This window comes from Pelagibacterium sp., from assembly GCF_048264985.1.
In the GTDB taxonomy this organism is placed as follows: Bacteria; Pseudomonadota; Alphaproteobacteria; order Rhizobiales; family Devosiaceae; genus Pelagibacterium.
The window spans coordinates 935,226-960,234 of the sequence record NZ_JBLXCL010000001.1 but is presented as its reverse complement, the minus strand read 5'-3'; the positions used below and the strand labels follow the sequence as shown (position 1 = coordinate 960,234).

At 56.2% G+C, this 25,009-nt stretch carries 26 protein-coding genes; 9 read left to right on the top strand and 17 right to left on the bottom strand.

Features of this window, described 5'->3' with window-relative positions; genetic code table 11:
• Positions 1-37 precede the first annotated feature (37 nt).
• Together ACN0TA_RS04795 and ACN0TA_RS04790 are read right to left on the bottom strand one after the other, a co-directional pair.
• Positions 38-2,296: an ATP-binding cassette domain-containing protein gene (locus ACN0TA_RS04795; protein WP_417580336.1), complete on the bottom strand. Its 2,259-nt coding sequence runs from the start codon at positions 2,294-2,296 to the stop codon at positions 38-40.
• Between the two features lie 107 nt (positions 2,297-2,403).
• A complete protein-coding gene (locus ACN0TA_RS04790; RefSeq protein WP_417580334.1) occupies positions 2,404-2,853 on the bottom strand; it encodes a YcgN family cysteine cluster protein in 450 nt (149 codons plus the stop codon).
• 153 nt (positions 2,854-3,006) lie between these two features.
• On the opposite strand from ACN0TA_RS04790, the gene ACN0TA_RS04785 reads away from it, so the two are divergent.
• Genes ACN0TA_RS04785 through ACN0TA_RS04775 form a run of 3 tightly spaced genes read left to right on the top strand, consistent with a single transcriptional unit; the run spans position 3,007 to position 6,291 of the window.
• On the top strand, positions 3,007-5,169 hold the full coding sequence (locus ACN0TA_RS04785; protein ID WP_417580332.1) for a transglycosylase domain-containing protein: 2,163 nt from the start codon (positions 3,007-3,009) through the stop codon (positions 5,167-5,169).
• 4 nt (positions 5,170-5,173) lie between these two features.
• Positions 5,174-5,749: a DUF1214 domain-containing protein gene (locus tag ACN0TA_RS04780; protein ID WP_417580330.1), complete on the top strand. Its 576-nt coding sequence runs from the start codon at positions 5,174-5,176 to the stop codon at positions 5,747-5,749.
• A complete protein-coding gene (locus ACN0TA_RS04775) occupies positions 5,746-6,291 on the top strand; it encodes a hypothetical protein (protein ID WP_417580328.1) in 546 nt (181 codons plus the stop codon). Before ACN0TA_RS04780 ends, ACN0TA_RS04775 begins: the two co-directional genes overlap by 4 nt.
• 2 nt (positions 6,292-6,293) lie before the next feature.
• Here the strand turns inward: ACN0TA_RS04775 and ACN0TA_RS04770 are convergent, their stop codons facing one another.
• Complete coding sequence (locus ACN0TA_RS04770) at positions 6,294-7,106, bottom strand: hypothetical protein (protein WP_417580326.1); 813 nt, start codon at positions 7,104-7,106, stop codon at positions 6,294-6,296.
• A gap of 339 nt (positions 7,107-7,445) precedes the next feature.
• On the opposite strand from ACN0TA_RS04770, the gene ACN0TA_RS04765 reads away from it, so the two are divergent.
• The gene (locus ACN0TA_RS04765) at positions 7,446-8,594 is read left to right on the top strand and encodes a DUF2336 domain-containing protein (protein ID WP_417580324.1); all 1,149 of its coding nucleotides are present in this window, start codon (positions 7,446-7,448) and stop codon (positions 8,592-8,594) included.
• Here ACN0TA_RS04765 and ACN0TA_RS04760 read toward each other — a convergent pair.
• The 3 genes from ACN0TA_RS04760 to ACN0TA_RS04750 are packed head-to-tail and all read right to left on the bottom strand — an operon-like array spanning position 8,591 to position 11,704.
• Entirely contained in the window at positions 8,591-8,926 is a 336-nt protein-coding gene (locus ACN0TA_RS04760; RefSeq protein WP_417580322.1) for a DUF1491 family protein, read from the bottom strand. The two genes, ACN0TA_RS04765 and ACN0TA_RS04760, sit on opposite strands and share 4 nt — an antisense overlap.
• A gap of 10 nt (positions 8,927-8,936) precedes the next feature.
• Positions 8,937-9,902: a peptidoglycan-binding protein gene (locus tag ACN0TA_RS04755; RefSeq protein ID WP_417580320.1), complete on the bottom strand. Its 966-nt coding sequence runs from the start codon at positions 9,900-9,902 to the stop codon at positions 8,937-8,939.
• Entirely contained in the window at positions 9,899-11,704 is a 1,806-nt protein-coding gene (locus ACN0TA_RS04750) for an ATP-binding protein (protein ID WP_417580318.1), read from the bottom strand. Before ACN0TA_RS04750 ends, ACN0TA_RS04755 begins: the two co-directional genes overlap by 4 nt.
• A gap of 657 nt (positions 11,705-12,361) precedes the next feature.
• On the opposite strand from ACN0TA_RS04750, the gene ACN0TA_RS04745 reads away from it, so the two are divergent.
• On the top strand, positions 12,362-12,793 hold the full coding sequence (locus tag ACN0TA_RS04745; RefSeq protein ID WP_417580316.1) for a SufE family protein: 432 nt from the start codon (positions 12,362-12,364) through the stop codon (positions 12,791-12,793).
• Here ACN0TA_RS04745 and ACN0TA_RS04740 read toward each other — a convergent pair.
• From ACN0TA_RS04740 to ACN0TA_RS04695, 10 genes are all read right to left on the bottom strand, one after another.
• Positions 12,790-13,266 (bottom strand): DUF6456 domain-containing protein, encoded by a 477-nt coding sequence (locus ACN0TA_RS04740; RefSeq protein ID WP_417580314.1) that lies wholly within the window; start codon positions 13,264-13,266, stop codon positions 12,790-12,792. The two genes, ACN0TA_RS04745 and ACN0TA_RS04740, sit on opposite strands and share 4 nt — an antisense overlap.
• Positions 13,253-13,660 (bottom strand): helix-turn-helix domain-containing protein, encoded by a 408-nt coding sequence (locus tag ACN0TA_RS04735; RefSeq protein ID WP_417580312.1) that lies wholly within the window; start codon positions 13,658-13,660, stop codon positions 13,253-13,255. The genes ACN0TA_RS04740 and ACN0TA_RS04735 overlap by 14 nt, the downstream gene beginning before the upstream one ends.
• 151 nt (positions 13,661-13,811) lie before the next feature.
• Positions 13,812-14,234, bottom strand: a complete 423-nt coding sequence (locus ACN0TA_RS04730; RefSeq protein ID WP_417580310.1) for a MucR family transcriptional regulator — start codon at positions 14,232-14,234, stop codon at positions 13,812-13,814.
• Positions 14,235-14,370: 136 nt separating this feature from the next.
• Positions 14,371-14,724: a monovalent cation/H(+) antiporter subunit G gene (gene mnhG, locus ACN0TA_RS04725; protein ID WP_417580308.1), complete on the bottom strand. Its 354-nt coding sequence runs from the start codon at positions 14,722-14,724 to the stop codon at positions 14,371-14,373.
• A complete protein-coding gene (locus ACN0TA_RS04720; protein ID WP_417580306.1) occupies positions 14,721-15,047 on the bottom strand; it encodes a cation:proton antiporter in 327 nt (108 codons plus the stop codon). Before ACN0TA_RS04720 ends, mnhG begins: the two co-directional genes overlap by 4 nt.
• A complete protein-coding gene (locus ACN0TA_RS04715) occupies positions 15,044-15,523 on the bottom strand; it encodes a Na+/H+ antiporter subunit E (RefSeq protein WP_417580304.1) in 480 nt (159 codons plus the stop codon). The genes ACN0TA_RS04720 and ACN0TA_RS04715 overlap by 4 nt, the downstream gene beginning before the upstream one ends.
• A complete protein-coding gene (locus ACN0TA_RS04710) occupies positions 15,520-17,112 on the bottom strand; it encodes a proton-conducting transporter membrane subunit (protein WP_417580302.1) in 1,593 nt (530 codons plus the stop codon). The genes ACN0TA_RS04715 and ACN0TA_RS04710 overlap by 4 nt, the downstream gene beginning before the upstream one ends.
• Positions 17,113-17,127: 15 nt before the next feature.
• The gene (locus ACN0TA_RS04705; protein ID WP_014129809.1) at positions 17,128-17,505 is read right to left on the bottom strand and encodes a Na+/H+ antiporter subunit C; all 378 of its coding nucleotides are present in this window, start codon (positions 17,503-17,505) and stop codon (positions 17,128-17,130) included.
• The gene (locus ACN0TA_RS04700) at positions 17,505-17,936 is read right to left on the bottom strand and encodes a Na+/H+ antiporter subunit B (protein WP_417580299.1); all 432 of its coding nucleotides are present in this window, start codon (positions 17,934-17,936) and stop codon (positions 17,505-17,507) included. The genes ACN0TA_RS04705 and ACN0TA_RS04700 overlap by 1 nt, the downstream gene beginning before the upstream one ends.
• Positions 17,933-20,308, bottom strand: coding sequence for a putative monovalent cation/H+ antiporter subunit A (locus tag ACN0TA_RS04695; protein WP_417580297.1), 2,376 nt, complete (start codon positions 20,306-20,308; stop codon positions 17,933-17,935). The genes ACN0TA_RS04700 and ACN0TA_RS04695 overlap by 4 nt, the downstream gene beginning before the upstream one ends.
• A gap of 201 nt (positions 20,309-20,509) precedes the next feature.
• Here ACN0TA_RS04695 and msrB point away from each other — a divergent pair, with 201 nt between their 5' ends.
• The 4 genes from msrB to ACN0TA_RS04675 all read left to right on the top strand — a co-directional run bounded on the left by msrB (position 20,510) and on the right by ACN0TA_RS04675 (position 24,448).
• Positions 20,510-20,908: a peptide-methionine (R)-S-oxide reductase MsrB gene (msrB, locus tag ACN0TA_RS04690; RefSeq protein ID WP_417580295.1), complete on the top strand. Its 399-nt coding sequence runs from the start codon at positions 20,510-20,512 to the stop codon at positions 20,906-20,908.
• Positions 20,909-20,955: 47 nt separating this feature from the next.
• Positions 20,956-23,034: a S9 family peptidase gene (locus ACN0TA_RS04685; RefSeq protein WP_417580293.1), complete on the top strand. Its 2,079-nt coding sequence runs from the start codon at positions 20,956-20,958 to the stop codon at positions 23,032-23,034.
• Positions 23,035-23,145: 111 nt separating this feature from the next.
• The gene (locus tag ACN0TA_RS04680) at positions 23,146-23,745 is read left to right on the top strand and encodes a superoxide dismutase (protein WP_417580291.1); all 600 of its coding nucleotides are present in this window, start codon (positions 23,146-23,148) and stop codon (positions 23,743-23,745) included.
• A 148-nt stretch (positions 23,746-23,893) separates the two neighbouring features.
• On the top strand, positions 23,894-24,448 hold the full coding sequence (locus ACN0TA_RS04675; RefSeq protein WP_417580289.1) for a response regulator: 555 nt from the start codon (positions 23,894-23,896) through the stop codon (positions 24,446-24,448).
• A 26-nt stretch (positions 24,449-24,474) separates the two neighbouring features.
• Here ACN0TA_RS04675 and ACN0TA_RS04670 read toward each other — a convergent pair whose 3' ends face one another.
• Positions 24,475-25,005 carry a hypothetical protein gene (locus ACN0TA_RS04670; RefSeq protein WP_417580287.1) on the bottom strand — a complete coding sequence of 177 codons (531 nt, stop codon included), beginning with the start codon at positions 25,003-25,005 and terminating at the stop codon, positions 24,475-24,477.
• Positions 25,006-25,009: the final 4 nt, after the last annotated feature.

Sequence of the window (25,009 nt, the reverse complement as noted above, 5' to 3'; positions counted from 1 at the left end):
TTCATCGCGAAAATTGTCGAGCGCGAGCTACAAAAATTCAAGGTTGGCGAGCGGCAAGGTGCTGTCCAGTAAGGGATGTCTCCGCATTAGCCAGATCGGCAGGCGTACCTTGAAAAACAACATCGCCTCCTTCATGCCCCGCACCGGGTCCAAGATCTATGACCCAGTCCGCACGTGAAATTACATCGAGATTGTGTTCGATGACGATAACTGTGGACCCGTTCGCAACCAAACGATCGAACAGGCTAATCAGGACATCAACGTCATTCATATGCAGCCCTGTGGTCGGCTCATCCAGGACGTAGGTCTGGCCCTTGCGACCAAGTTCCGCTGCAAGTTTCAGGCGCTGGCGCTCACCACCTGATAATGTGGATAGGGGCTGGCCAAGCGTTAGATATGCCAGGCCAACATCGTTGAGGCCCTCTAGGATTCTGATGACAGAAGGTTCGGTGAAAAAGCCTAGCGCATCGGAAATGGCGAAGTCGTAGACGTCAGAAATTGTTTTGCCACGAAGGGTATAGGTGAGAACTTCTTCGGTGAAACGTTTGCCTTCGCAGGTCTCGCAGATAGTCACCATCGGATCGAGATGGGCAAGGTCGGTGTAGATCACGCCGAGACCGTTGCAGTCGGGACATGCACCTTTCGAATTTGCCGAAAAGAGCGACGCCTCGACGCCGTTTTCCTTGGCAAACGCCTTGCGAACCGTATCGAGAACTCCGGTGTAAGTTGCGGTATTTGAGCGACGCGAGCCTCGTGCAAGGTTCTGATCGATCACGATCGTATCGGGATGTGCCTTTGGCAGGCAACCTTGAATGAGCGATGATTTCCCCGAGCCGGCAACGCCGGTGACCACAGTGAGCACGCCAGTCGGGATATCGAGTGAAACGTTCCTGAGATTGTTTAAAGCGGCACCTTCAACAGAGATTTTGCCCTTGGGCTTTCTCACGTCGGTCTTGATGGGCTGGTGCTTGCTCAAGTGATTACCAGTGAGAGTTCCCGAGGACAGCAAGCCCTCAAAATTGCCTTGAAAAACCACCTCGCCCCCACCGGCCCCGGCGCTTGGGCCCATATCGACAACATGGTCGGCGATGGCGATCATATCGGGCTTATGCTCCACGATGAGTACCGTATTGCCCTTGTCGCGCAATTGCTGCATCAGGCCGGCCAGCCGACCGACATCGTGAGGATGAAGGCCCACACTCGGTTCATCGAACACATAAACCATGTCGGTTAGCCCCGACCCGAGATGGCGCACCATTTTAACGCGCTGGCTCTCTCCACCCGACAGCGTGGCACTTTCGCGGTCAAGCGAGAGATAGCCGAGTCCTATGGCGACAAGATTCTCAAGGCGGGCTGCCAGAGCATCGATCATCGGCGCCACAGAGGGGGCATCAAGCGCGCGAATGAAGACGGCGAGATCGGAAACCTGCATAGCCGAGCAATCGGCGATGCTGTTGCCTTCGATCCGACTGTCAAGTGCCGCACTGTTCAGACGTGCGCCGTTGCAGATTGGACAAATCCTGCGCGTAAAGATGCGTTCATATTCGGCCCGCACATGCGGCTGCAGACCTTCTGGGTCCTTGTCTCCGAGAGACTTTTTCAGCTTGGGAATAAGCCCCTGATATGTGAGATTGATCTTGTCGACCTTGATCTTGCGTGCGTCATCGAGTTCGAAAAGATCAAAGCGTTCCTTTTCGGTGTAGTCCTTGATCGGCTTGTCATTATCAAAGAGACCTGACCGCGCGTATGTAGCCCACCACCAGGAATCGACATCAAAGCCCCGCGCCAGCAAAGCCCCCTGGTTAAGCGATTTGTTCTCGTCTACGACGGCGCTCATATCCATGGCCGCGACCTGACCGATGCCTTCGCACTCTGGGCACATCCCACGCGGGTCGTTGAATGAGTAAAGTCCAGGTGCGCCGAGTTGAGGTTGGGCAATACGCGAAAATATAACCCGCAACATTTGCGCAGCGTCGGTGACAGTGGCGACCGTCGAGCGCGAATTGCCGCCGAGGCGTTGCTGATCCACAATAATTGCCGCCGATATATTGGCGAGTGAATCGGCATCCGGCTGCCCATAACGGGGCATGAATTGCTGCACGAAAGCGGGATATGTTTCGTTGATCAGCCGCTGGGATTCAGCGGCAATGGTGTCAAATACCAATGACGACTTCCCAGACCCGGACACTCCAGTAAACACGGTAATCTTGCGTTTCGGGATATCGAGAGAAACGTTTTTGAGATTGTTTTCGCGTGCGCCGCGGATTTCGATCGAACCGTACATGGGGCCCCACATGATGAGCGTCGTAACAGATGACGTTCCAGACCGCGCGAACCCGACAGGCCCGCTGCAAATTCAGAATACGACCGGAAGAGTCTCACCCGGCCTGCGACGAGTGCACCTTATTCCGTCGGCTCCCAGTCAACCCAGTCAACGATATGGCTTTCCCAGTCGGAAGTGTCGACTTGCTCTTCGGCGATTGTACGTCCCCGGATCGAAATGCCGGCAGCATGTACGGTCTGGGGATCTCCCGAGACCAGCGGGTGCCACCATGCCAACCCCCGTCCCTCCGCAATGCGCCGGTAAGCGCAACTTTTGGGAATCCAGGCGATCTCGCGCACTTTGTCCGGCGTGAGCTTTATACAATCGGGAACCTTAGCTTGTCGGTTCGGATAATCGGAACAGCCGCACGTCTCGCCGTCGAGCAGCTTACAGCGGACATTGGCCGGAAATATCTGGCCAGTGTCCTCATCTTCGAGTTTTAACAGGCAGCATTTACCACACCCGTCACACAGTGCCTCCCACTCTTCGGTAGACATCGCTTCAAGCGGCTTTTCATCCCAGAATGCCATCGGCGGCACAGACTCCACACTTTTAACCCAATTGGCAAAACCACATAAAATTGTGATGACCCATAGGGGCTTAACGCCATACAATAACAGTTGTTCGGGACCGAGCGCACCCGGGCGGGCATTCAAATCGACCCTAGAAACAAAAGGCCCAAGGTGCAGGACCCGTTTTACACAAAGCAGAAGCGCTCCAAAGGCAAGAACCGGTTGCTCGAGGCTGATGCCTGGCTCGATTCCTTCCTTTATGACGGGATGCGCTCGACTGGCCGTGTATATACCCGAATACAGGATTTTTTCTCGCTTTTTTCCGTGCGAGGCCTGCGCCGGCTTTTCGTCGAGCTTGCATCGGACGCATTGAGCTTTGGCGCAATGGGTGCCGTGCTGATGGTCGCGCTGGCGCTCTCGGCTATGGATGCGACAGCCTCGGGCGAATTCAACAGGGCCGAAGACTATTCGGTGATCTTTTTGGATCGCTATGGCAACGAAATTGGCCGACGCGGAATCCGATCCGACGATTCTGTTGCACTGGCTGAAATTCCAGACTTTCTCGTCAAGGCAACACTGGCAACCGAAGACAGGCGATTTTACGAGCATTTCGGCATCGACGTCTGGGGCACTGTGCGCGCTCTGCTCTCCAACGCCGAGGGCGATTCCGGCCTGCAGGGCGGCTCGTCGATTACCCAGCAGCTTGCCAAAAACCTGTTCCTGTCAAACGAGCGCACGTTGGAGCGCAAGATCAAGGAACTGTTCCTCGCGTTCTGGCTGGAAGCCAATTACAGCAAGGATGAAATCCTCAAGCTCTATCTCGACCGCGCCTATATGGGCGGCGGCAATTTCGGTGTCGTTGCGGCGGCCGAATACTATTTCGGCAAACCGGTGCAAGATGTGGATCTTGCGGAGTCCGCCATGCTGGCCGGACTATACAAGGCTCCCACGCGCTTCGCCCCGCATGTGGACATCGCGGCAGCGCGCGGGCGTGCAAACGTTGTACTATCGAACATGGTCAACGGGGGTTACCTTACCGAGGGCCAGGTGACAGCGGCACGGCGGCGTCCAGCAGAGCCGATTGATCGATCCGCCGAGATCAATTCACCCAATTACTTTCTCGACTGGGCATTTCTGGAAACCAAACGAATTGTAGGCGACAGCGCGGAAGTCGGATTTGTGGTGAGAACCACTATTGATCCCGATTTGCAGGTCCATGCCGAAGACGCCATCATCTCAGTGTTGCGTGAGCAGGGCGCAGTCTACAATGTGAGCCAAGGCGCGCTGGTTGCTATGGAACACAATGGCGCGGTACGTGCCATGGTGGGGGGCACCGATTATGGCCAGAGCCAGTTCAACCGGGCCGTTGCTCCCAACCGGCAACCTGGATCGGCGTTCAAGCCATTCGTATATGCAACCGCTTTCGAAATGCTTGGACTCAACCCGCGCAGCCCTATTTCTGACTCCCCGATTTGTATCGGCAACTGGTGTCCGCAGAACTACGGCCGGTCTTTCAGGGGTTCGACAACAATACGCACTGCTATGGCTGCATCGATCAATAGTGTGCCGGTTCGCCTTTCAACCCAAACTGGGCGTGAGCCGATTGCAGAGATGGCCCACCGACTGGGCATCCGAAACGAATTTCCGGTAACCCGTTCGCTTGCACTGGGCGTAGCCTCGGTAAGTGCGCTGGACATGGCATCTGCCTATGCGGTGTTTGCCAATGGTGGTTACCAAGCGACAGGCTTCGGAATCACTCGCATCACGACATTACGCGGCGAAGTAATCTATGAAGCCGACCCAGACCATAACCGCGTGCGGCTTCTTGATGAGCAGATTGTCTTGTCGATGAACGACATCCTGAACGCCGTTAATTATGGTGGGACCGGCGGGCGAGCTGTGGTCGAAGGCGTTCCCAGCGCAGGCAAAACTGGAACGACGAGCTCCTATCGCGATGCCTGGTACGTCGGATACACCGGTAATTACGTTGCCTCGGTCTGGTACGGAAATGACAATTACACGGCAATGAACAACCTGACGGGCGGCAATCTTCCAGCCATGAGCTGGCAGAAGTTCATGGCCTACGCCCATTCCAATATCGAGGTGAAGCCGGTGTTCGGTGTGGATATGGAGCCGCGGCCATTCATCATTGCCGATGCAGATGGCAGCGAAGACGGCCAGCAGCTACCGGAACGGGCGCCAACTCTTGCACCGGCTGCAGCAATCAAGCTGCTTGATCTCTCCGAGCAAATGCGCGATTCACTTGCAGCCGCTGGGTATGGCACCATCGATCAGGCCGCAACGCCTGTTGCCGGCGCAATTGAGAGTCTGTGACGTCTTGGGATTGATTTTCCGACTGTTGGTTGGTCTTACGGTTGCCCTCTCGGTAGGGTTTGGCACAAGCTATTACGCGCTTAGTGACGGGCGGCTTTTTGCTGCCGTCCGCGTAGGGGTTTGGGCCGCTTGGCCCGACGTAGGACAACCAACGCCCAACCCTTACAACCGGGCTTATCTGGCACGTACCGGCCACCTTCAGCTTGGATATGCAGAGGGCCTCCAGTTTACTGCGTCCACCGACGATGCAGGCAGTCCATTGGACGCGAGATGTCAGTATCGCGTGGTTGGCAAAGTTCCCGGTGCAAGCTTCTGGACACTTGTTGCGACCGACCTCAACGGCGTTAATATCGCAACTTCACCCGAGTTACCTGCATTGCAGAGCGAACGCGTTGCCCGATGGGGCGACGGGGGCCTCGACGCAACGATTGGAGCTACATTGGGACCGGGAAACTGGCTGGAGATTGGTGGCACCGGGCCCTTTAAGCTCGCCCTCACACTTTATGATGCCGTCGTTTTTTCCGGCGCCAACACCACAATCGAGGCCATGCCAGCCATCAATAAGGTATCGTGCCAATGATCCGCCTGTTGTTTTGGATCTTGGGTGGTGTGGTTTTGGGGGGCCTAATTCATCTCGTCGTCATCCTTACGCTACCCGATGCGGCCGTACGCGACGTGTGGCATAGACTAGAAGCGCTGGCCCCGCTCGAAACTGTTGTCGTTTTGAGCGATCTCGCTCCAGGAGACGACAATCCAATGGGGCTCGATCCTGAACTGCTCTATGGCCTCTGCAGGCTGGAGTTAGGCGACGGGCCGGGCATTGTGAATGGTGAACTGCCCTTGGCGTTTTGGTCGGTCGCTGTATTCAATCGCGATGGGCACGTGATCTATGCAACGACCAACCGATCTGGATCCGGCAACTTGTTGGACATGGGCCTTTTCAACCCCGCTCAGACACGTCTGTTGGCCGAACAACGCTTTGAGATCGATGAGGGATTGCTGATCGTCGAGGCCCAGGGAAATGACGTCTTGGTGGTCGTGCGCCTGGCTCCGCCTCATCCGGCGATGAGGGCGCGTTACCGAGAACAACTCGCGCAGTTGAGCTGCTCAACCATTCGCTAGGGTTACTTTCGCACCAGCGGTTCTGGCGTAAATGGTGCTGTTTCATATCGCGAAGATATCGCGCTGTCCTTGAACACCAGCCCTGCCCCACCCGCAAGGCAGAAATCTCCAGCCCGTGCCCGGGAAACATATGGCTGCAATCGCGCAAGCTCTGCATCGACCACACGGGCTTCTTCGTGGGGCGTTTCGACAAGGAGCCGCTCAAGCGCAACGGAGTAAGACTGATACCGATACGTCAGAGCGCGCGTGAACCAGTCGATCTTCTGATCATTTTCCCATTTACGCGCGGCAACCTGACCTGAAGCGTCGGCTGCGGCCAGCTCTACATTGGACGCAGCGATCGCCCGCTGGCGGTCCACCTCAATGACAGCACAGATCGCGGCGAAGGTGGCAGGTATAGTCGCGATATCGATGCTGATATCATTCGAGACCTTGCGGTAACGGACACGCGACGACTGATATTGGGTACTACGTAGGGTCGAATAATAACGATCAGCTATGAACTGGACGTCGAGATTCGAGGCAATGCGGGTGCGTTGTAACTCCACAGCCGTATCGTAAAACCAGTCATGAGCGTGTGGCGCCACAAGAAAACGCCAGACGCGATCATGCATCTCCCGTTCCTGATCGGTACGGTTGAAGCTGGAGACAGGCTCGCCGTTTGCTGCAGCACGCGCATCGCCCAGCGCCGGCATGACGCGGTCATGGAGCACAGATGGAGCCGCCCGACCGAAATCGCCCGTAGGGCGAGCGCATCCCGACAGCAACAAACACGCTGCGGCTGCGAGTGCGCCGCCAACCAACCAGTCTTTCAAAGTCTTCAGCCCTTGCGGGTTCGCCTGATCTTGGGTGCCGGGCCGGGATTAATCCCGCCTGCCCCGCGGTCATAGCGAACGCCCGTAAACAATATGACCTGTCCGCGTTGTCCACCGGGCGTAGCCGGTGCCGAACAGGCGCCTTTGGGGCTGAATTTTACCAGCATACCCATAATTGGCCTCTTGGTGCGCCCGGTCCTCCGCTTGCCCCAGCCGGCACCATGCCGCCCCGGATCCGGACATATGCCATTAAGACTTCGTCAAGGTTAACAGTCCGCTAACGAATCTCAGTCAATAGTGCAGAACAACACGAGTGGACCCGGGGGACGAGTCGACCAAATGATCGGCTTTCAGCCATATGAGACATTTCAGCTGCTGATCGAAACCGGCGGCGTGGAGCGAGCCAATACATTGTTGGTCGCCGCCTGCGATGCCTATGCGCGACGCAGTCGCCCACTAGCAGCTGAGGCTGAGCAGTTCGAAACATTGGCTAAACGCCTGTTTCCGACAGCCGCACCGACAGCGCGTACCAAGGCAGCGGGAATCCTCGCGAGCGCCCAGCACCTTACGCCGGCGCTCGAGATCCTTGTCTACGACAATCTTGGTACCGGCCTCATTGCCCACCTTGAGCGTGCGCAAACCCTTTCCGACGATGTGATGGTACGTCTGATAGACAAGGGCAATGCGGACGTAATCGCGGCAATCGCAAGGCGCCCTGCACTATCCAACGCTATTTTGGCCCGTCTGTTTCCGATTAATAGCCGTAAAGTGTACCGGGCGCTTGCCTCAAACGAAACCATCGCCCCTCGTGGCGCCTATCTAAATGCTCTGACCCGATCAGCTGAGATGGACCACGAGGTCGCTGCTATTCTGGCCTGCCGGGAAGATTTTGACGCAGCGCTTCTGACCAACGTGTTTTTCGACTTGCCTGAAGAGGGCAGACTTAACGTCCTGCGCGCCTACGCGCGACGCACGCTGCCTCAAGCGCCAATGATGCGAACATTCGAGCAAATCTCTGTGGCGACTAATGAGTTTACCGGCGCCCTGATGAAGCTGTTCTCGGAAAACCGGCGCCCCAAAATAACGCGGCTCCTGAGCCAGATCACCGGCCTGAGTGAGCTGCGCTGTGCGGAAATCGCCCACGATACGAGCGGCGCTGCACTGTTCGTTGTACTGCGCGCCTTTGGATGTACGTCCTATGATGGGTTAAAGGTACTTATCCATGCAACCAGCCACGACGCCGACCGCTCCAAGACTCTGGCCAGCTTTGCACGGTTATTTGATGAGATAAGTGTTCCGGCAATGGTCTATTTGATGAGTGCCTGGCGCGGTGATGTGCTTCCGGCTGAACTTACCAAGCCGGAATACGCAAGTTTCGTTGAACCGAGTCGGCGTACGCAACAAGCCAGGCCCTTGCGAACGGGAACCGTTGGCGATCAGGCAATCGAAGCCTTGGAAAAAATGCAATCAACGCGCCGCGCCAGCTAGACGACTTCAAGTCCCAAATCATCGCTGCGACAATCGACGGAAAGGACCCATAGGTCTTGATCGAAGTCGATTTCGCGTGTGATCCGTTCTTTTACCGTCAATGGATCAGAACGCGCAAAACGCTTATGAAAAACCCGGTCGTCTGGAAGCGGATCCATGGCTGCGCCGGGGGCTGGCGTAAACAGCGAGACAGTGCCATCGAGATGGTCGACTTCGATCCAAATCTGCCCCGCAATTGCGTCCCCTCGACGTGAAACAACACAGAAATTCCCAGTGTTGTTGTGGCGTCGCACAAAAGCGGCACACCAGATGTCTGACCTAAGTTGCTGCATGGACGGTGGGCTACAGGAAAGCTCCGGCTTCGACCAGCATCTGACGAAGCACAGGACTGACTTCGCCAGTCGGTCGATAGTTGTTGAATATCTGGAACTGGCGAATTGCTCGCGCGGTCGCCTCATCGGCAACGCCATTGACAGACCCCTGCAAGAAGCCAAGCCGGCTCAACCCGCGCTGAATATCACTCACGAGATCGCCATCGAGTACGGCAGGAATACTAGGGTCAGCAGCGACGACTTGGGACGTTGAGGCCGTAACATCGGATGAAATATCAGCGACTGTCTGACGTTCGACACTATCGGCCGCCGTGGGCGCTGTTTCCTGCATCTGGGCAAGCAAAGGCGCAATGTCGTCGGTTTGCGGAGTCGCGGCAACGGGCTGGGATATCTGTGAAGTTTGCAATGGCGCCTCCTTCACGGCCTTTATGACCTGCGGCGTTGCTGCTCCAGTGCGCGGAAGATTGAAACGCGCTTCGAAGTCGCGGATAGCGTCGGCAGTCCTGGGGCCATAATATCCGTCGACAGCACCATCGAAAAATCCCAGAGCTTTGAGCTTTTCCTGCAGATCAGCAATATCCTGGTTGCCAATTGCTGGCACGGTGGGTTCTGGCGTTGTCGGAACCGGTACTGCGGACTGCGTGGTGAGCGCCGGCGCAGGCGCTTCAGCGGACTCTGAAGGTGCTGCGTTTGGGCGCTGCGGGATCGCTTCAGGCTGCACCACCACAGGTTCGATTGAAACAGGCAGAGGAGTACTCGCCGATCCCGAAACGAACATGGGCGCGGGATGCCGGGTATCCTGCATGAACAACGCATTGGTTGCGGCCATCAACGTGAGCCCCGAGATAAGCACAAGGCCGGTCGAAGCCATGGGCGAACGGGCAAAACGCAATGCCGTCCATGAGAGGGCCTGACCGATCATGCTGGCAGCGCCAGCCCCGAGGGCAAGCGGAATTTGTGCAATACCGGCGTTCATTTTGCTACGCTTCTTCTTTCGTCTTGGAGCCATTTGTCTTCGTCGCTATCGCGCTTGGTCGTATAAAGATGTTCAATGGTCGCCGAGCCCTTCCCGGCGCCCAGCGGGCCTTCGAGCGGCAGAAGGACGCTGATCGTCGTTCCAGAGCCTTGTTCTGACACCACGTCGAGGCGCCCGCCGTGGAGGCTTACCAGCCCTTTAACGATCGAGAGCCCCAGCCCGGTACCTTCGTATCGACGAGCGAGGCTATCCTGAGCCTGCAAGAACGGCTCGCCGATACGTTCAATGGTTTCAGGGCGCATACCGATGCCGGTATCGGTGACCGCAATGGCCAGCATCTTGCCCTGACGTTTCATCGCAAGCGAAACGGAGCCGCCTTCATGACTGAACTTAACGGCGTTTGAGAGAAGGTTTAGCAGAATTTGCCGACACGCGCGTTCATCCCCCATGATCTGAGGGAGTTTCTCGGGTACCGTAGTTTGAATGGTAACGGTGCGCTCGCGCGCCAGATTCTCAACCATCTGGACACATGGCTCAACGAGCGCGTGTGGCGCAAACAGTTCAGCATGGACCTCAAACTTGCCCGCCTCGATCTTGGACATATCGAGCAGCATATTGACGACATCCAGCAAATGATGGCCGCTGCGGCTGATATGCCCCGCATATTCGGCATGCGTCGGGGACAACTCGCCGCCAATGCCTTCCGACATCATATCTGAAAAGCCCACTATGGCATTAAGAGGCGTGCGCAATTCATGACCGATTGTCGCGAGGAAACGCGATTTTGCCTCCGAGGCATCCTCTGCCTGTTTGCGGGCGACTTCGACTTCATGCTCTGCTTCCTTGCGTACGCTAATGTCGCGCAGGACGGCTAGAACGTCATTCGAAGAAGCTGCCTCGTCATCATTTTCCAGTGGTGCAAGAGCGAACTCAACCCAGATATAATGCGCGCCTGCGCCGGGCTCGGCATCGTCGCGTCGCAGACGCAGTTCGATGGTGCGTGCCGTGGTACCATTCGATGCGTCGGAAATAGCTTTGCGGTATGCAGGACGGTCCATGACATGGACGCGCTCAAAAAGTCCTGCACCATCAAGCTCGAACGTACGGCAGCCCAGCAGATTGCCCGCTGAACGTGAAATAAAGACCGGACCGCCATCTGCCCCATAGCGTACGACAGCTCCAAGAATGTTCTCGGCAAGCACAGCGAACGCTCGTGTTTGAGACACCGGCGACTCTGAGGAAATAATATCAAGGCGCGTCGCTGTAACCGCCGCAACGACACCGAATACAGCGATGGCAACAAACCCAAAAGGTTGCGCCGTGCCCTGTAAAGCCGATGACACCGCATCGCCAGAAAAAAGGCTTACGCATAGAATCAGAACGGGAAGAGACCACGCCAGGGTTCGGAAACGCCCTTCCCCCAGGATCTGCGCATAGAGTGAGGCCATCAATCCTAGGGCCAACCCGAGGTCGATAGCTGCCGGATCGGCAACCGTCAAAATTGCCCCAACAACGCCGAGCGCCAGTGAATGCACTACAATTGTAGGTTCATAATCACCGCGCAGAAATAACGCGCCGGAAAGGGCGATAGGGCCAGATACTATAGCCGTCGCGATCAACGGGCCGACGTGTCCGCCGATAAGCATGGCAATGGACAACACCATTGCCAAGCCAAGCCCGGCCAACATCGCTACTGTGTTAAGCGCAAGGACACGACGCAGCACGCTATTGCGCTGCCCGCGCCCAACCGGGCTGGGCGACTTGTGAGAGGCAATAGTGAAATCCGCAAAGGGGTTACGCATGAAACGCTCAACTCGTATTGCCGCGATACGCTGCGGCGTTGCTTCGGGGCGGCGCCCTTTGGCTGGCCCACACTTCCATTCAAGCCCTAAGACACCATTAAGTCGAAACGGCTGAGACAGGCTCAGGCCGGAATCAATGAACGTTCGGGGCAGGTTTCTGGGGGTAGCGTAAACAGAGTCTTGCTTAACGGCCCGCTGTCGAAGCCGGCGACATTTGCATAAAATGCAATTTAAATTTTAGGCGAGTTTGCCAAAAATGCTTCACGTCAGAACTCTAGATTTCACCTCGACGCTGTCCACATGTCCCGGACGACGAGGTTTGAGTAATGTTTTTGGTTCGATCCGCTTTTTGGCTATCCGCCGCTTTTATCGTCATGGCGCCCAGCGCTGGTATGGATGTCGGTGCTTCGGCACGTGCGACAGGTCAAAATCTGGCGAGCCAAGGCGCACAGGCTGTCAGCCAAACTCTGATGCCAGAAGATTGCGGCAGCCTCGAATGCACTGTGGGACGAACCGTACTCGCTCAGATAACGCTGCCTCAGGCCGGCGTAGACGTTGAACCGACAGCTCACGGAATCTTCCCCCCGCCCCGCCCGGACTGGGCATATTGAGTGACTGCCCCTTTCAATCTCCCCGATCAGGGGCTAAGTAGCGGGCATGAACACGACAGCCGCTTTTGACGAAATCGCAGACAATTTGTCTTTCCTTGACGACTGGGAAGATCGGTATCGCTACATCATCGAACTTGGTGGGTCGCTTGCGCCGCTTACTGACGAAGAGCACAGCGCAGACAACAAAGTACATGGCTGCGCTTCGCAAGTGTGGTTGGTAACCGAAAGTGAGCCTGGCGAGGAGGGAACGATTCTGACCTTCCGCGGCGATTCCGATGCCATGATCGTACGCGGGCTGGTTGCCATCGTACTGGCTCTCTACTCGGGACGTACGGCGGCCGATATCGTGGCGACCGATGCCTTGCCCATACTGGATTCGATCGGCCTGCGAGAACACCTTTCCACGCAGAGATCGAACGGTCTCTCAGCTATGGTTTCGCGCCTGCGCGCAGATGCGCAGGTAGCTGTGCAGGCCTAGCCGATTTCTACCGGTCGCGCGCCCTCGTCGAGCCAATTGCGAGTTGCAGCCGTATCTTTGCCCAAAGCGCTAGCGGTCAAACCTAACTGGGTTGCCAGCGCCTCAAGGCCGATGCGCAACACCAGTTTGGCGCTACGTCTTGGCCAGCCACGTTCGCGTTCGATTTCCTGAAGACCTTTTTCGTAGCCGCAAACATCAATTACAACATCCATGCACTCGCCCGGTACAGTGCTGTAAAACTCTGCAAGTTGGCGTCGGGCATCGAGCGCCATATCGCCAACATCATCGGCATGCCTGCGCTTCCCTCTATCCACCCGCGGCCCGTAATTCATTGTGGTGCGCGCGCGTAATTGGCTACGCTCGAAAAGTGTCGACAAACGCGACGCAGCCTCAAGGTGGTGCACGTCGAGGAATGCGGCCTCTCCGTTCCGGCTGCGGGCTAACTGCCCGAATTGAACATCAGCAGCGAACATGAGCGCCCTCACCGGTCAAAGTTTCAAGCGAGCACGGCACGCGCCGAGCGCTGTCGATCTGCATTTCGAGTTCCTGAAGCCAAGAATCATAGTCTCCCCCATCCTCGCGCAGATCCTCAATCTGGCGGCAGGCATAAGCAACTGTTGTCCTGTCGCGTCCAAAAAACGCGCCAACCTGCGTCATGGTCAACCCCAGGAGTACGTGGCAAAGGTACATCGCAGCTTGCCTTGAACTGGCAGTGCGCAGGCACAGGCGCGAAGGTGCAACGAAGTCTTCATAGCTGACGCCAGTCTCAAGTGATACTTTATGAACTACGAGCCTGCAGTTGCGCCGTTGGGTTTCCGATAGCTTTCGACCCTCGGAGCGCTCGGTTCTTTCCATCCAGATCGTCATCGAACCACCTTCTCATCAATAGGATATAATTCCTATATCTGAACTGCGGCAATGCGGGGATAAGTGCTGACCGAACTTCGCGCGTAGAGCGAGCGTGCAAACAAAAAAGGGCCGCTGACGCGGCCCTTACGCAATAATCTAAAAAAAAACTTTATCCGGCCTTGCGACCAAGGCCATTGTCTTTGGCCAATTTGGACCGTGTAGCGGAGTAAGAGGGAGCGACCATCGGATAGTCGGCAGGAAGGCCCCACTTTTCCCGATATTCTTCGGGAGAAAGGTTGTAATGCGTACGCAGGTGGCGCTTGAGTGACTTAAATTTCTTTCCGTCTTCCAAGCAGACAATGTAATCGGACGTCACCGACTTGCGCACTGGCACTGCAGGCTTTTTCTCTTCGACAGGAGCGGCAGCTTCTTCCGCGCCAAGCAGGCGAAGTGCTGCATGAACCTCCGAAATCAATTTCGGAAGATCTGTAGGGCTGATGGCGTTGTGGCTGACATAGGCAGCGACAATCTCTGTACTGTATTCCACAAGGTCCAGCTCGACCCTGTTCTCGGCGGTCGCCGGAGCGGTCATCGAAAATCCCTTCTGCATAATGGGAGCTATTTGTTGGGGCGGGCTAATTCCCGGGGGAACCCCATATCTCTGGAATTAAAGTCGTTCTTCTAACTTTGCAACCGTCGAACAACAACTTGGCGAAATTTAGGGTGAATTATTCTTTACTTGCCAAACCGCCCGATTTTTCCAGATCATCGACCACAAACTGTTTCGTCGGACGGTAGCCCGCGATATAGGATGCGCGCGCCAAAAGATGAGCGGAAATCGGCGCTGTCAGCATGAAAAAAACGAAGCCAAGCAGGGCACGCAAAATCACGGCGCCATCAAAACTCACCAATGCTATCGCCAGAAGGGTAAGTCCGGAGCCAACTGTGCCAGCCTTCGAGCCGGAATGCATGCGCGTATACAAGTCTGGCAGGCGCACGATACCCAATGCAGCGACAAGGCTGAACAGCGCGCCGACAATCACCATAACGCCAGCAAAATAATAGAGACCCTCGACGATCATTTGCGACTCTCCTCGAGGTGATCTTCCCGCGCGGCAGCGTCAATCTGCCAGCGCTGAAGAATAAATCGTGCAAATGCCACAGTCGATAGAAAACCAATCAAGCCCAGCGCAATCGCAATATCGAGATAAAGCATGAACCCCGTGCGCAATGCGATTGCAGCTATATAGCCGATAACAACCGCAATCAGCATATCGAGCCCGAGAACGCGGTCCGGCAGGCTAGGCCCGACGACAATCCGATAGATCGTTACCAGAAGTGCAGCGGTCAGAAGACCGAGCGAGATCGTAGTCGCCAGATGGAGAAATTCAGGACCAGACATCATTCAAACACCTCGATGATCCGAGCCTCGAACCCGCTCTTAATGGAAGCGATAACATCCTCGCGGTCATGCATTTCTAGGACGTGGATATAAAGTGTGGAACGGTCATCAGACACATCAACACTCAGCGTACCAGGCGTCAGAGTGATCAGGTTCGCCAGAAGTGTGATCTGAACTTCGCTGGCGACGGTGAGAGGGTAGGCAATAATCCCCGGCGACAGCCGCTTTTCCATGCGTGGCGACAGAACCAGCACAGCCACCCGCAGGGCCGACAACGCAAGCTCGTAAAAGAACAGCGCCGCTAACGATACGACCCTAACGAAGCGACGCATCATGTGGGGTCTGTCCACACGATCCCGGATGAACAGGACAGCCAGAGCACCGATCAGACCCCCGAGCAAGAGGTTGAGCAAAGTAAAGCTGCCAGTGACCGCGGCCCAGACCAGCGATAGCGTTATAACCAGAAATGCAAAGCTCATGGCTGGGGCACCTGTGCAAACACGGCGTCGACATAGCGGGTGGGCGAGAGGATATCATGGGCCCCACTGCCGGCAGCATTAAACAGCCAGTCGGGGAAGAGACCGAACACTATGATGATCGCAAACAAAATTGTCGTGGGCACCAAGCCCATAGCGACTTCCCGACGGGTCAGTGATCGCAAATCCTGGTTGGCCTGCTCGGAGCGCTCGCCCTCATGGCCGTTGCGCCAGAAGATGTGCGCCCAAAGACGGCTGGCAGCAATCAACGTCAGGAACGAATTGAACAAGACGGCAAACACGAGCCACCAGTTTTCAATCCTCACTGCCCCTTCAACCAATAAGATCTTTGGCCAAATGCCCAGGAATGGCGGCAAACCGGAAATTGTAAAAACCATGATGATGAAGAGAATGGACATTGGCGCACTTGCGCCGTAGATGCCGCCCATCTTGCGAATATCGCTGGTGCCATTCATGCGCTCGATTAGACCCGCCAGGAGGTAGAAGGCCGTGACCGCGAGCATTGAGTGAAAGGCATAAAAAATCGCGCCAGCGATACCGTGCGTGGTGCCCATCGCAAATCCAGCGAAAATTGCGCCGATACCGCCGATTACCATAAAGCCAACTGCACGGCGCAAATTGGTCTGCGCCATTGCACCCAATGGACCAAGAATGAGCGTGGCGAACGCCACTACGGCAATCACTGTCTGGATCTGTGCATACCCCTCTGGCAATGCCATGGCCAGCACGCGGATGGCTGCGTAAGCGCCAACCTTGGTGAGCAAGCCGCCGAAGATCGCGGAAACCGAAACGGCGGGGGTGTGATAGGAGGCGGGCAGCCACGCGTTTCCAGGAAAAGCTGCAGCTTTCACGCCGAAAGCGAAAAGGAACAGGACGGAGACCGTCACCAGCGGACCGATGGGCAAATCGGCCCCCTTGGCCACCAGATCGGCAAAATTGAGCGTGCCTGTCAGCCCGTAGAGATAGGCGATCGCGACAAGAAAGAAGGTGGTCGCGAGGAAATTCAGAAAACCATATTTGATGGCACCGTCGAGCTGGAGCTTGCGCCCCCCAAGGATCATCATCCCGAACGACGAGATCAACATCACCTCAAACCACACATAGAGGTTGAAGATGTCGCCAGTCAAAAACGAACCACTGACCCCGCAAAGCAAGAGCAGCAGCATCGGATAGAACCCGAAGCGATGCCCGCGATCCGTCAATTCAACCTGCGCGTAGAACGCTACAACAAGCGCGGCGATCGATGCGGCAAGGGAAAAGAGCGCGCTGGTCATATCAGCGGCAAACGTGATGCCGAAGGGCGGCAACCATTTGCCCATAGTCATGGCGACCGGGCCGCTCTCGAACACGCGCAGCAGCAAGTAGATATTGGAAACCATGATCGCGACGATCACGGCAGCGGTGAAAGCCAGCTGAACGTGCCGCTGGCTGCGCAGCATGACAAGCAGGCCGGCACCAAAAAGTGCCAGCGCTACCGGCCAAACGACAATCCAGTCGGCTGCAGGCGTGGCCCCATCGATCATTGCTGTGGGCAGTTCGAGCGAGTCGTATGATGTACCGGCTGTCGCCATTATTGTCTGTATTCCCTAGTAACTCAGGGGAGGCCGAGGCGCATTTTCTGGCTCGGCGACGCGCATGTTGTCGGTATTGTCGGCATCGAGTTCCTGATAGGCGCGGTAACCGAGAACCAACAGAAACGAGAACAGGGCAAATCCAATAACGATTGCCGTCAGGATAAGCGCCTGTGGAAGTGGGTTGGCAGACCCTTCTAGCGGGAAGTACTCACCCGCTGGAACGATAGGCGGCACTTCGGCCGTCAGCCGGCCGATAGTGAAAATCAGCAGATTGACGCCATTGCCGAGGATCGCCACGCCAAGAAGCATGCGGATTATCGCCTTGGACAGCAGCAGATAGGCCGCCGCCGTAAAAAACAGGCCGATCAAGCCAGCGAGCGCAACTTCCATCAGTCGTCTCCCTCATCGCCTTCATCGCCTTCGAGCGCCAACGCTATTGTCCCCACCGCGCCGACAACCACCGCATAAACGCCGATGTCAAAGATCAATGGCGTGGATAGAGCAATCTCTGTGCCCTCAAACTCGAAAATCCACCACAGGCCCGTCAAAAACGGAACACCGGCGGCCAGCGACATAAAGCCTGCAATCGCGGCGAGCACCACGCCCAGCCCTGCAAGAGCGATTGGGTGCACGCGAAGTGCACGTCGACACGCGTCAACCCCTGCGGCGATACCATAAATTGCGATACCTGAGGCGCCGATCAATCCGCCGATAAAACCACCGCCGGGCTCATTGTGCCCCCGCAGCAGGACGAAAACAGAAAACACCAGCATCAGCGCAGTGAGGACGGGTGCGGCCGTTCTAAAGATTACCGTGTTCATTGCGAACTCCCTGCCTTGCGCCTGCGCCCTGCCCTTGCGCCCTGAGTGCCACTGTTCGAGGCGCGCAGACGGATCAGCGCGAGTATGGCTAGTCCCGCAGCCATGACCACGGAAACTTCACCGAGCGTATCAATCGCACGGTAGTCGACCAGGATGACATTGACGATGTTGCGACCATGCGCGATCGGGGTGCTGGTAGCCCTGAACAGTTCGGTCAGGCTCAGGTCCAGATCGGTCTGTAGCACCACCAGCAGCAATATCGCGATGCCAAGGCCGACGGCCAGTGCGACCACGCCGTCTCGGAGTGCGGTTTCAAGATCACGACTATCGGCTTCATCGAGATGCAGACGGGTCATTACCAGTGCAAGAATGATGACAGTCAATGTCTCCACCATGAACTGCGTAAAGCTCAGATCTGGCGCACCGAACAACATGAATATGACGGCGACCGCAAACCCTTGAATGCCAAGGGCAACGATGGCTGTCAGCCGCGTCCGTGCGACAAGAACCGCAATAAGGCCGATGGCAGCGATCCCAATGGCGCCCCATTCATAGAATGTGAGCTGGGGCCAGGCTGGAATCGGCGGCAGGCTGTCTGTGACCAGCAACGGAGCAAATATGCCGATAGCCAGCACAGTGAACATCAAAAGCAAATACCATTCGAGGCGGCCGTGGTGGAGAACACGCGTTATTCGATCGGCAAAACGAACCAGACCGAACATGAATGCGTCAAAGCCCATATCGAATGTCCAGCCGATGGCTTCACCCGTGCGCCGCAAGGTCGAACGGACGGCATCGGCCTTCCAGAACAATACCCCGCCGAGAACCCACGTCGCTATCGAGGCCCAAACTGCAGGATTGGCCAGATCGAACGCGAGATGAATATGGGCCTCGACTGCCGCATTGTAGATGGCCCCACCAGCCGGATCGAGAACGACGTGGTTCAGCCAGTCGGTAAACAGTCCGGCAGAAACACCAAGCACAGCAAGTACAACGGGGCCTATGTACAGGCTGAGCGATCCCTCGTGCGGCGTATGTGGCGTCGGGCGCAGATCGCCCAAGAAAGGCTTGAATGCGATCAGGAGCCCAACAACCATCATCAACGCATTGCCAATAATAAGCACGGCAAGGAACAGCAAATCCGGCCACAATCCCGATGTCAGAGCTAGATACATTTCTTCCTTGGCAAGAAAGCCTATGGCGATTGGAAAGCCGGCCATGGAAAAACCCGCCAGCACGGCGGCAATGAAAGTGATCGGCATCGCTTCGCGCAGACCGCCAAGCACAGTTATATCGCGCGTGCCCGTACCATGGTCGATTGTCCCGGCAATCATAAACAGCGCACCCTTGAACAGCGAGTGGGCGCACAGATACAGCAACGCACCGAGAATGGCTTCCTTGGTACCAAAACCAATGAGCATCACCAGCAAACCGAGCGAGCCGAGCGTGGTATATGCCAGCATCTGCTTGAGATCGGTCTGGCGCACAGCCAGCGCGCCGCCCATCAACAGCGTTGCACCACCAAACAGGGTCAAAATCCAGAACCACGGCTCGGTATCACCAAGGATCGGCGTCATTCGAGCCAGCAGGTAGACACCGGCCTTCACCATAGTCGCCGAGTGCAGATAGGCAGAAACCGGAGTTGGCGCTTCCATGGCGTTGGGGAGCCAGAAATGCAGTGGCACCTGGGCCGACTTTGCGAATGCGCCAGCTACAACCAACAGCATGGCAACAAGATATAGCGCGCTTTCTTGAGCTGCGCCGGCCGTCGTCAACATGCCTGTCAACGAGTTCTGGCCGGTGATAAGTGTCAGCAGAATCAGTCCCGCCAACAGGGCAAGGCCGCCGCCGCCGGTAACAACCAACGCCTGAATGGCTGCGCGTCGCGCAGCCTGACGTGAGTGATCAAAGCCGATCAGTAGGAATGACGTTATTGAGGTCAATTCCCAGAACACAAAAAGTGTGAACACATTATCGGCCAAGACCAGACCGAGCATCGACCCCATGAACATCAGGATGTACGAAAAGAAGCGTCCCTGATGGGGATGGCCAGCAAGATACCCGCCGGAATAGATGACGATAAACGTGCCGATGCCAGAAATGAGCAGACCAAAGATCAGGCTCAATCCATCGACAAAAAATGAGAATGAAATGCCATAGGCCGGAATCCAATCCAGCCCCACCCTGATAACCGAAAAGTCGGCAATCTGACCGATGAAGGATATGAAGGTAGCGAAGATAGCGGCGGGCACTACGGCTAAGATCCAGCCGGCTGCGGGCCCAGCAAAAGTCTTGATCCACGGCGCAAAAACGGCCGCAAAGAATGGAGCGATCGCGATCAGCGCAACAATCACGTCAAGACTTGGTCCCAAGCGAGCCCCCGAACTTCATTTCGTTCTCCATCAACAGCCCGATTGCGGTTGAAAGGAATCAATGGTGCAAACAGTACGCATCCCCGCGCCAACCTCAACAAAAACCGGCTACCGGGAACACAATATTGACCCCGGCAGTTGTGATAACCACATTGCCATCAGCTAATAGTCTGAGTGCACAACCGTCAGGAGTGGCGCAAGATGAACGACACGCAAAAGATATCCAATAGCGAATGGCGCGATAAATTGACGCCCGAACAGTATCACGTGACACGAGAACATGGCACTGAACGCGCTTTTTCTCATGACTATAATGTCGAGAAACGTGACGGCATTTACCACTGTGTATGCTGCGACGCCCCCCTGTTTACATCCGATACCAAGTATGACTCCGGCTCAGGTTGGCCCAGTTTCTTCCAGCCCGTATCCGAGCATGCCATCAAGGAAATTGACGATAGAAGTCATTTCATGCGTCGGACTGAAATCCGATGCGCCAAGTGCGATGCGCATGTTGGACATGTGTTTCCAGATGGTCCTGCTCCGACAGGCCTGCGCTACTGCACCAATGGGCTTGCGCTGGATTTCAAGCCCGAAGAATAGTTGCCCAAATTCCGAATCCTTTTTGCCCAGCCTTCCAGGGACAGACCATGACTGACACAGCGCCTCCCGTTGCCGCGCAACGCCCCCACTCGGACACGCGGCATGGGGTAACTCGCACCGACCCGTTCAATTGGCTGCGGGCAGACAACTGGCGTGAGGTCATGGCCGATCCCGAAGTTCTGCCTGGCGATATTCGGACATATCTCGAAGCCGAAAACACTTGGTATGAAAACGGTTTCGGCAAGCCCACCGAGGCACTTCGCGAAAAGATTTACGCTGAAATTCGTGGACGAATTAAGGAAGACGACAGTTCGGTCCCTGCTCCGGATGGCCCGTTTGCCTATGCGTCGCGGACGCGCGAAGGCGACCAATACCCCCTTATAGTGCGCACGCCCCGCGAAGGCGGTACTGAAGCGGTTTTGCTCGATTGCAATCTCGAAGCTGGCGAGGGATATTTCGGTTTTGGTGGCGCCGAACATTCGCCCTGCCACACGCTGATGGCCTGGGCCGCAGACCGCAATGGATCCGAATATTATACAATTTTCATCCGTGATCTCGATACAGGCAAAGATCGAGACGAACGTATAGAAAAATCGGGAAGTGGCGCGGTTTGGGCCAATGACTCATCGCGATTCTACTATGTAGAACTCGATGAGAACCATCGCCCCTACCGTGTCCGGGAGCATCGGCTCGGGACCAGCCAAGCCGACGATACTGTGATTTACGAAGAAAAAGACGCTGGCTTCTTCGTCGGCGTCGGCATGACGCAGTCGCGCCGGTACTTCACCATTTCAGCTCACGATCACCAAACGTCAGAAGTCTGGCTGATTGACGCCGAAAAAGGCGGTGAGCCTTTCTGCGTGGAAAAGCGGCACGAAAACACCGAATATTCGATCGAAGAGCGCGACGGCATCCTTTACATTTTGACCAATGACGATGAAGCCGAAGACTTCAAGATCGTAACGGCTCCGGTGGATGCACCGGGCGTCGACAATTGGGCAGATCTAGTTCCCCATGAAGCCGGACGGCTTATCCTTGATATTGAGGTGATCGCCAATCATTTGGTCAGGCTTGAGCGCAAGGATGGGCTGCCACGGATCGTGGTGCGCGATCTACGCAATGGACAAGAACAGACCATATCATTTCCCGAAGAAGCCTATTCCTTGGGGCTTGTTTCCGGATATGAATTTGAAACCTCGACCATTCGCTTTTCCTACTCCTCTCCAACAACGCCAGCGCAAATTTTCGATCTCAGCCTTGAAAGCGGCGAGCGGGCGCTGCGCAAGCAGCAAGAGGTGCCGTCAGGACACAATCCTGAGCTCTATGAGACGCGGCGGATTTTTGCAAAAGCGGCTGATGGTGAAGATGTTCCTGTCACACTTCTCTACCGCAAGGGTCTGAAATTCGATGGCAGCGCCCCTGCTCTGCTTTATGGCTATGGCGCCTATGGTCATTCAATACCCGCCGGATTTTCTGTCTCGACCCTTTCATTGGTCGACCGAGGATTTGTCCATGCTATCGCTCACGTAAGAGGCGGAATGGACAAGGGTTATCGCTGGTACAAGAACGGTCGTGCTGCCGACAAGACCAACACCTTTTCCGATTTCATCGCAGCCGCTGAAATGCTCATCGAAAAAGGCTACGCCTCCAAGGGCCAGATCGTGGCCGAAGGGGGGTCTGCGGGCGGCATGTTAATGGGGGCAATTGCCAATATGAGGCCCGAACTCTGGGCGGGAGTCATGGCCATCGTTCCGTTTGTCGACGTGCTCAATACGATGCTCGACGATACCTTGCCGCTGACACCGCCTGAGTGGCCGGAGTGGGGAAACCCCATCACCTCGGAAGATGACTACAAACGCATCGCCGCCTATTCCCCTTACGATAATGTCGAGGCAAAGGACTATCCGCCCATATTGGCACTTGCGGGATTGACCGACCCCCGCGTCACTTATTGGGAACCCGCCAAATGGGTAGCTAAACTGCGTGCAACCAAGACCGACCAGAAACCATTGTACCTGCGCACCAATATGGACGCCGGCCATGGCGGAGCCTCTGGGCGCTTCGAGCGCATCAAAGAAACCGCAATTACATATGCCTTTGCGCTCGAATGCGTCCAATTGGCATAAGTTTTCCCCCCGAGCCGTTGCACCGGTGTCACGCCATCGGTATATAAGAAGTATTAGCTTGGTAAATTAGCCAGGCGCGAGATTTTCAGAACCCTTTAAGGAGGCCCTCCAATGAGCTTTTCACTTCCCGACCTGCCTTATGCCTATGATGCACTTGGCCCATACATGTCGGCTGAAACACTTGAGTTTCATCATGACAAGCACCATCAGGCCTATGTGACCAATGGCAACAAATTGCTAGAAGGCTCGGGCCTTGAAGGCAAGAGCCTGGAAGACATCGTCAGGGAAAGCTTCGGCAAGAATCAGCCGCTTTTCAACAATGCCGGCCAGCATTTCAATCACATCCATTTCTGGAAGTGGATGAAGCCGAATGGTGGCGGCAAATCCCTCCCGGGCAAGCTGCAGGCCGCTGTTGATTCTGACCTCGGTGGGTTCGATAAATTCCGTGACGACTTTCTGGCGGCCGGCGCCGGTCAGTTCGGTTCGGGCTGGGCATGGCTCACGCTCAAAGACGGCAAGCTTACTGTGACCAAGACTGCCAATGGCGAGAACCCGCTGGTCCATGGCGGCACACCGCTTCTGGGCGTGGATGTGTGGGAACACTCCTACTACATCGACTACCGCAACGCGCGTCCGAAATACCTCGAGGCCTGGTTCGACAACCTCGTGAACTGGGATTACGTTGCAGAGCTCCACGAGGCTGCATCGTAATTTAAGCGATTTAGAACAACAACATATGGCCCGCCTGTCCACAGGCGGGCCATATGCTTTAAGGTTACTTGAACTGACATCTTCCGGCTGGCACCAACGCGTGTTAAGGCTTGGGTAACCATTGACGTTACCCGCAAATGAGCCGCCCGTGTTGCCAGTCCCTACCGTTGCCGTCCTTTCCAACAGCCCGGCATTGGCATCTGTTCTGGCTGCAACCTTGCGACGCGGGAGCCGCTGGCGGGTTAGAGAGTTCTCAGACCATCGCGCGTTGGCCGATTATATGCGCATTGCGCCCCTGGCGCTGCTGGTCACCGACTTTGATCTCGACCGGGTTACGGCAGCGGACGTTGCGCTCTCGATCCGCAATGGAGACGACCTTGCCTCTCGGCATGTGCAGATCATCGCCTTAAGCCGCAAGGTGGACGCGGGCATGCGACGCAAGTGCGTACAAGCAGGCATAGACGAGGTGATCGTCAAGCCGATGAGCCCGGTATACCTTGAGGAACGGATTGCAGCGCGGTTGGCCGATGGGACGACAACCTATGTCAGCGCCGAGCCCTATTATGTCGGACCGGAACGGCGAAACCGGGTATCTCTGGATGATACCCGTACAATTCCTGTTGAGAGACGCGGCGAAAACATTGTCTCGTTTCTCGCCCATAAGGCAATGCGCGAGCAGCAGCCGGATCAGCCAGTCGCTTAGTCGCGTCGGCTAGACTGCGCGCTGCCCTAAACCAGGCGGGTCAGCCGGTTCCAAAGATCATCGAACGTTTCCGATATCTGGATGAGAGCATCGATATTACCATGCCCGACTGCGGCAACGTCGCCGGCGAACCCCCTCACCACCTCATAAGCCCTGCTCTGGTTGAGAAGACCGACGGGTCGGCTGCTTTGCGCACCACCTGCTGCAACCCAGGCTGAATATAGCGCAGCGATAGTCTCGATGCCGCCAGGCAAACCAATCATCGCCTGACCGGATTTCACTATACGCGCCACCGCAGCCGCCTCGGTCTCTTCCACAATGATTTCAACGCCTTGAGGCACATCAAGCCGTCGAGCCACAGGGCCGGTTGCGACTGTAACCCGGCCGCCACTGGCAAGAGCAGATTCAACCAGTGTCCGGGGCCATTGCCCGTTGCGCGCGATGCAATGGAGATGAGCATTGTTGCGGGCAATGGTTGCGCCTGCCTGGCGATAGAGTGCCTGGTGGGCGGTTACGCCAGTATCGGCGAACACAGCAACGGCGCTGAGCTTTGCCATGCGG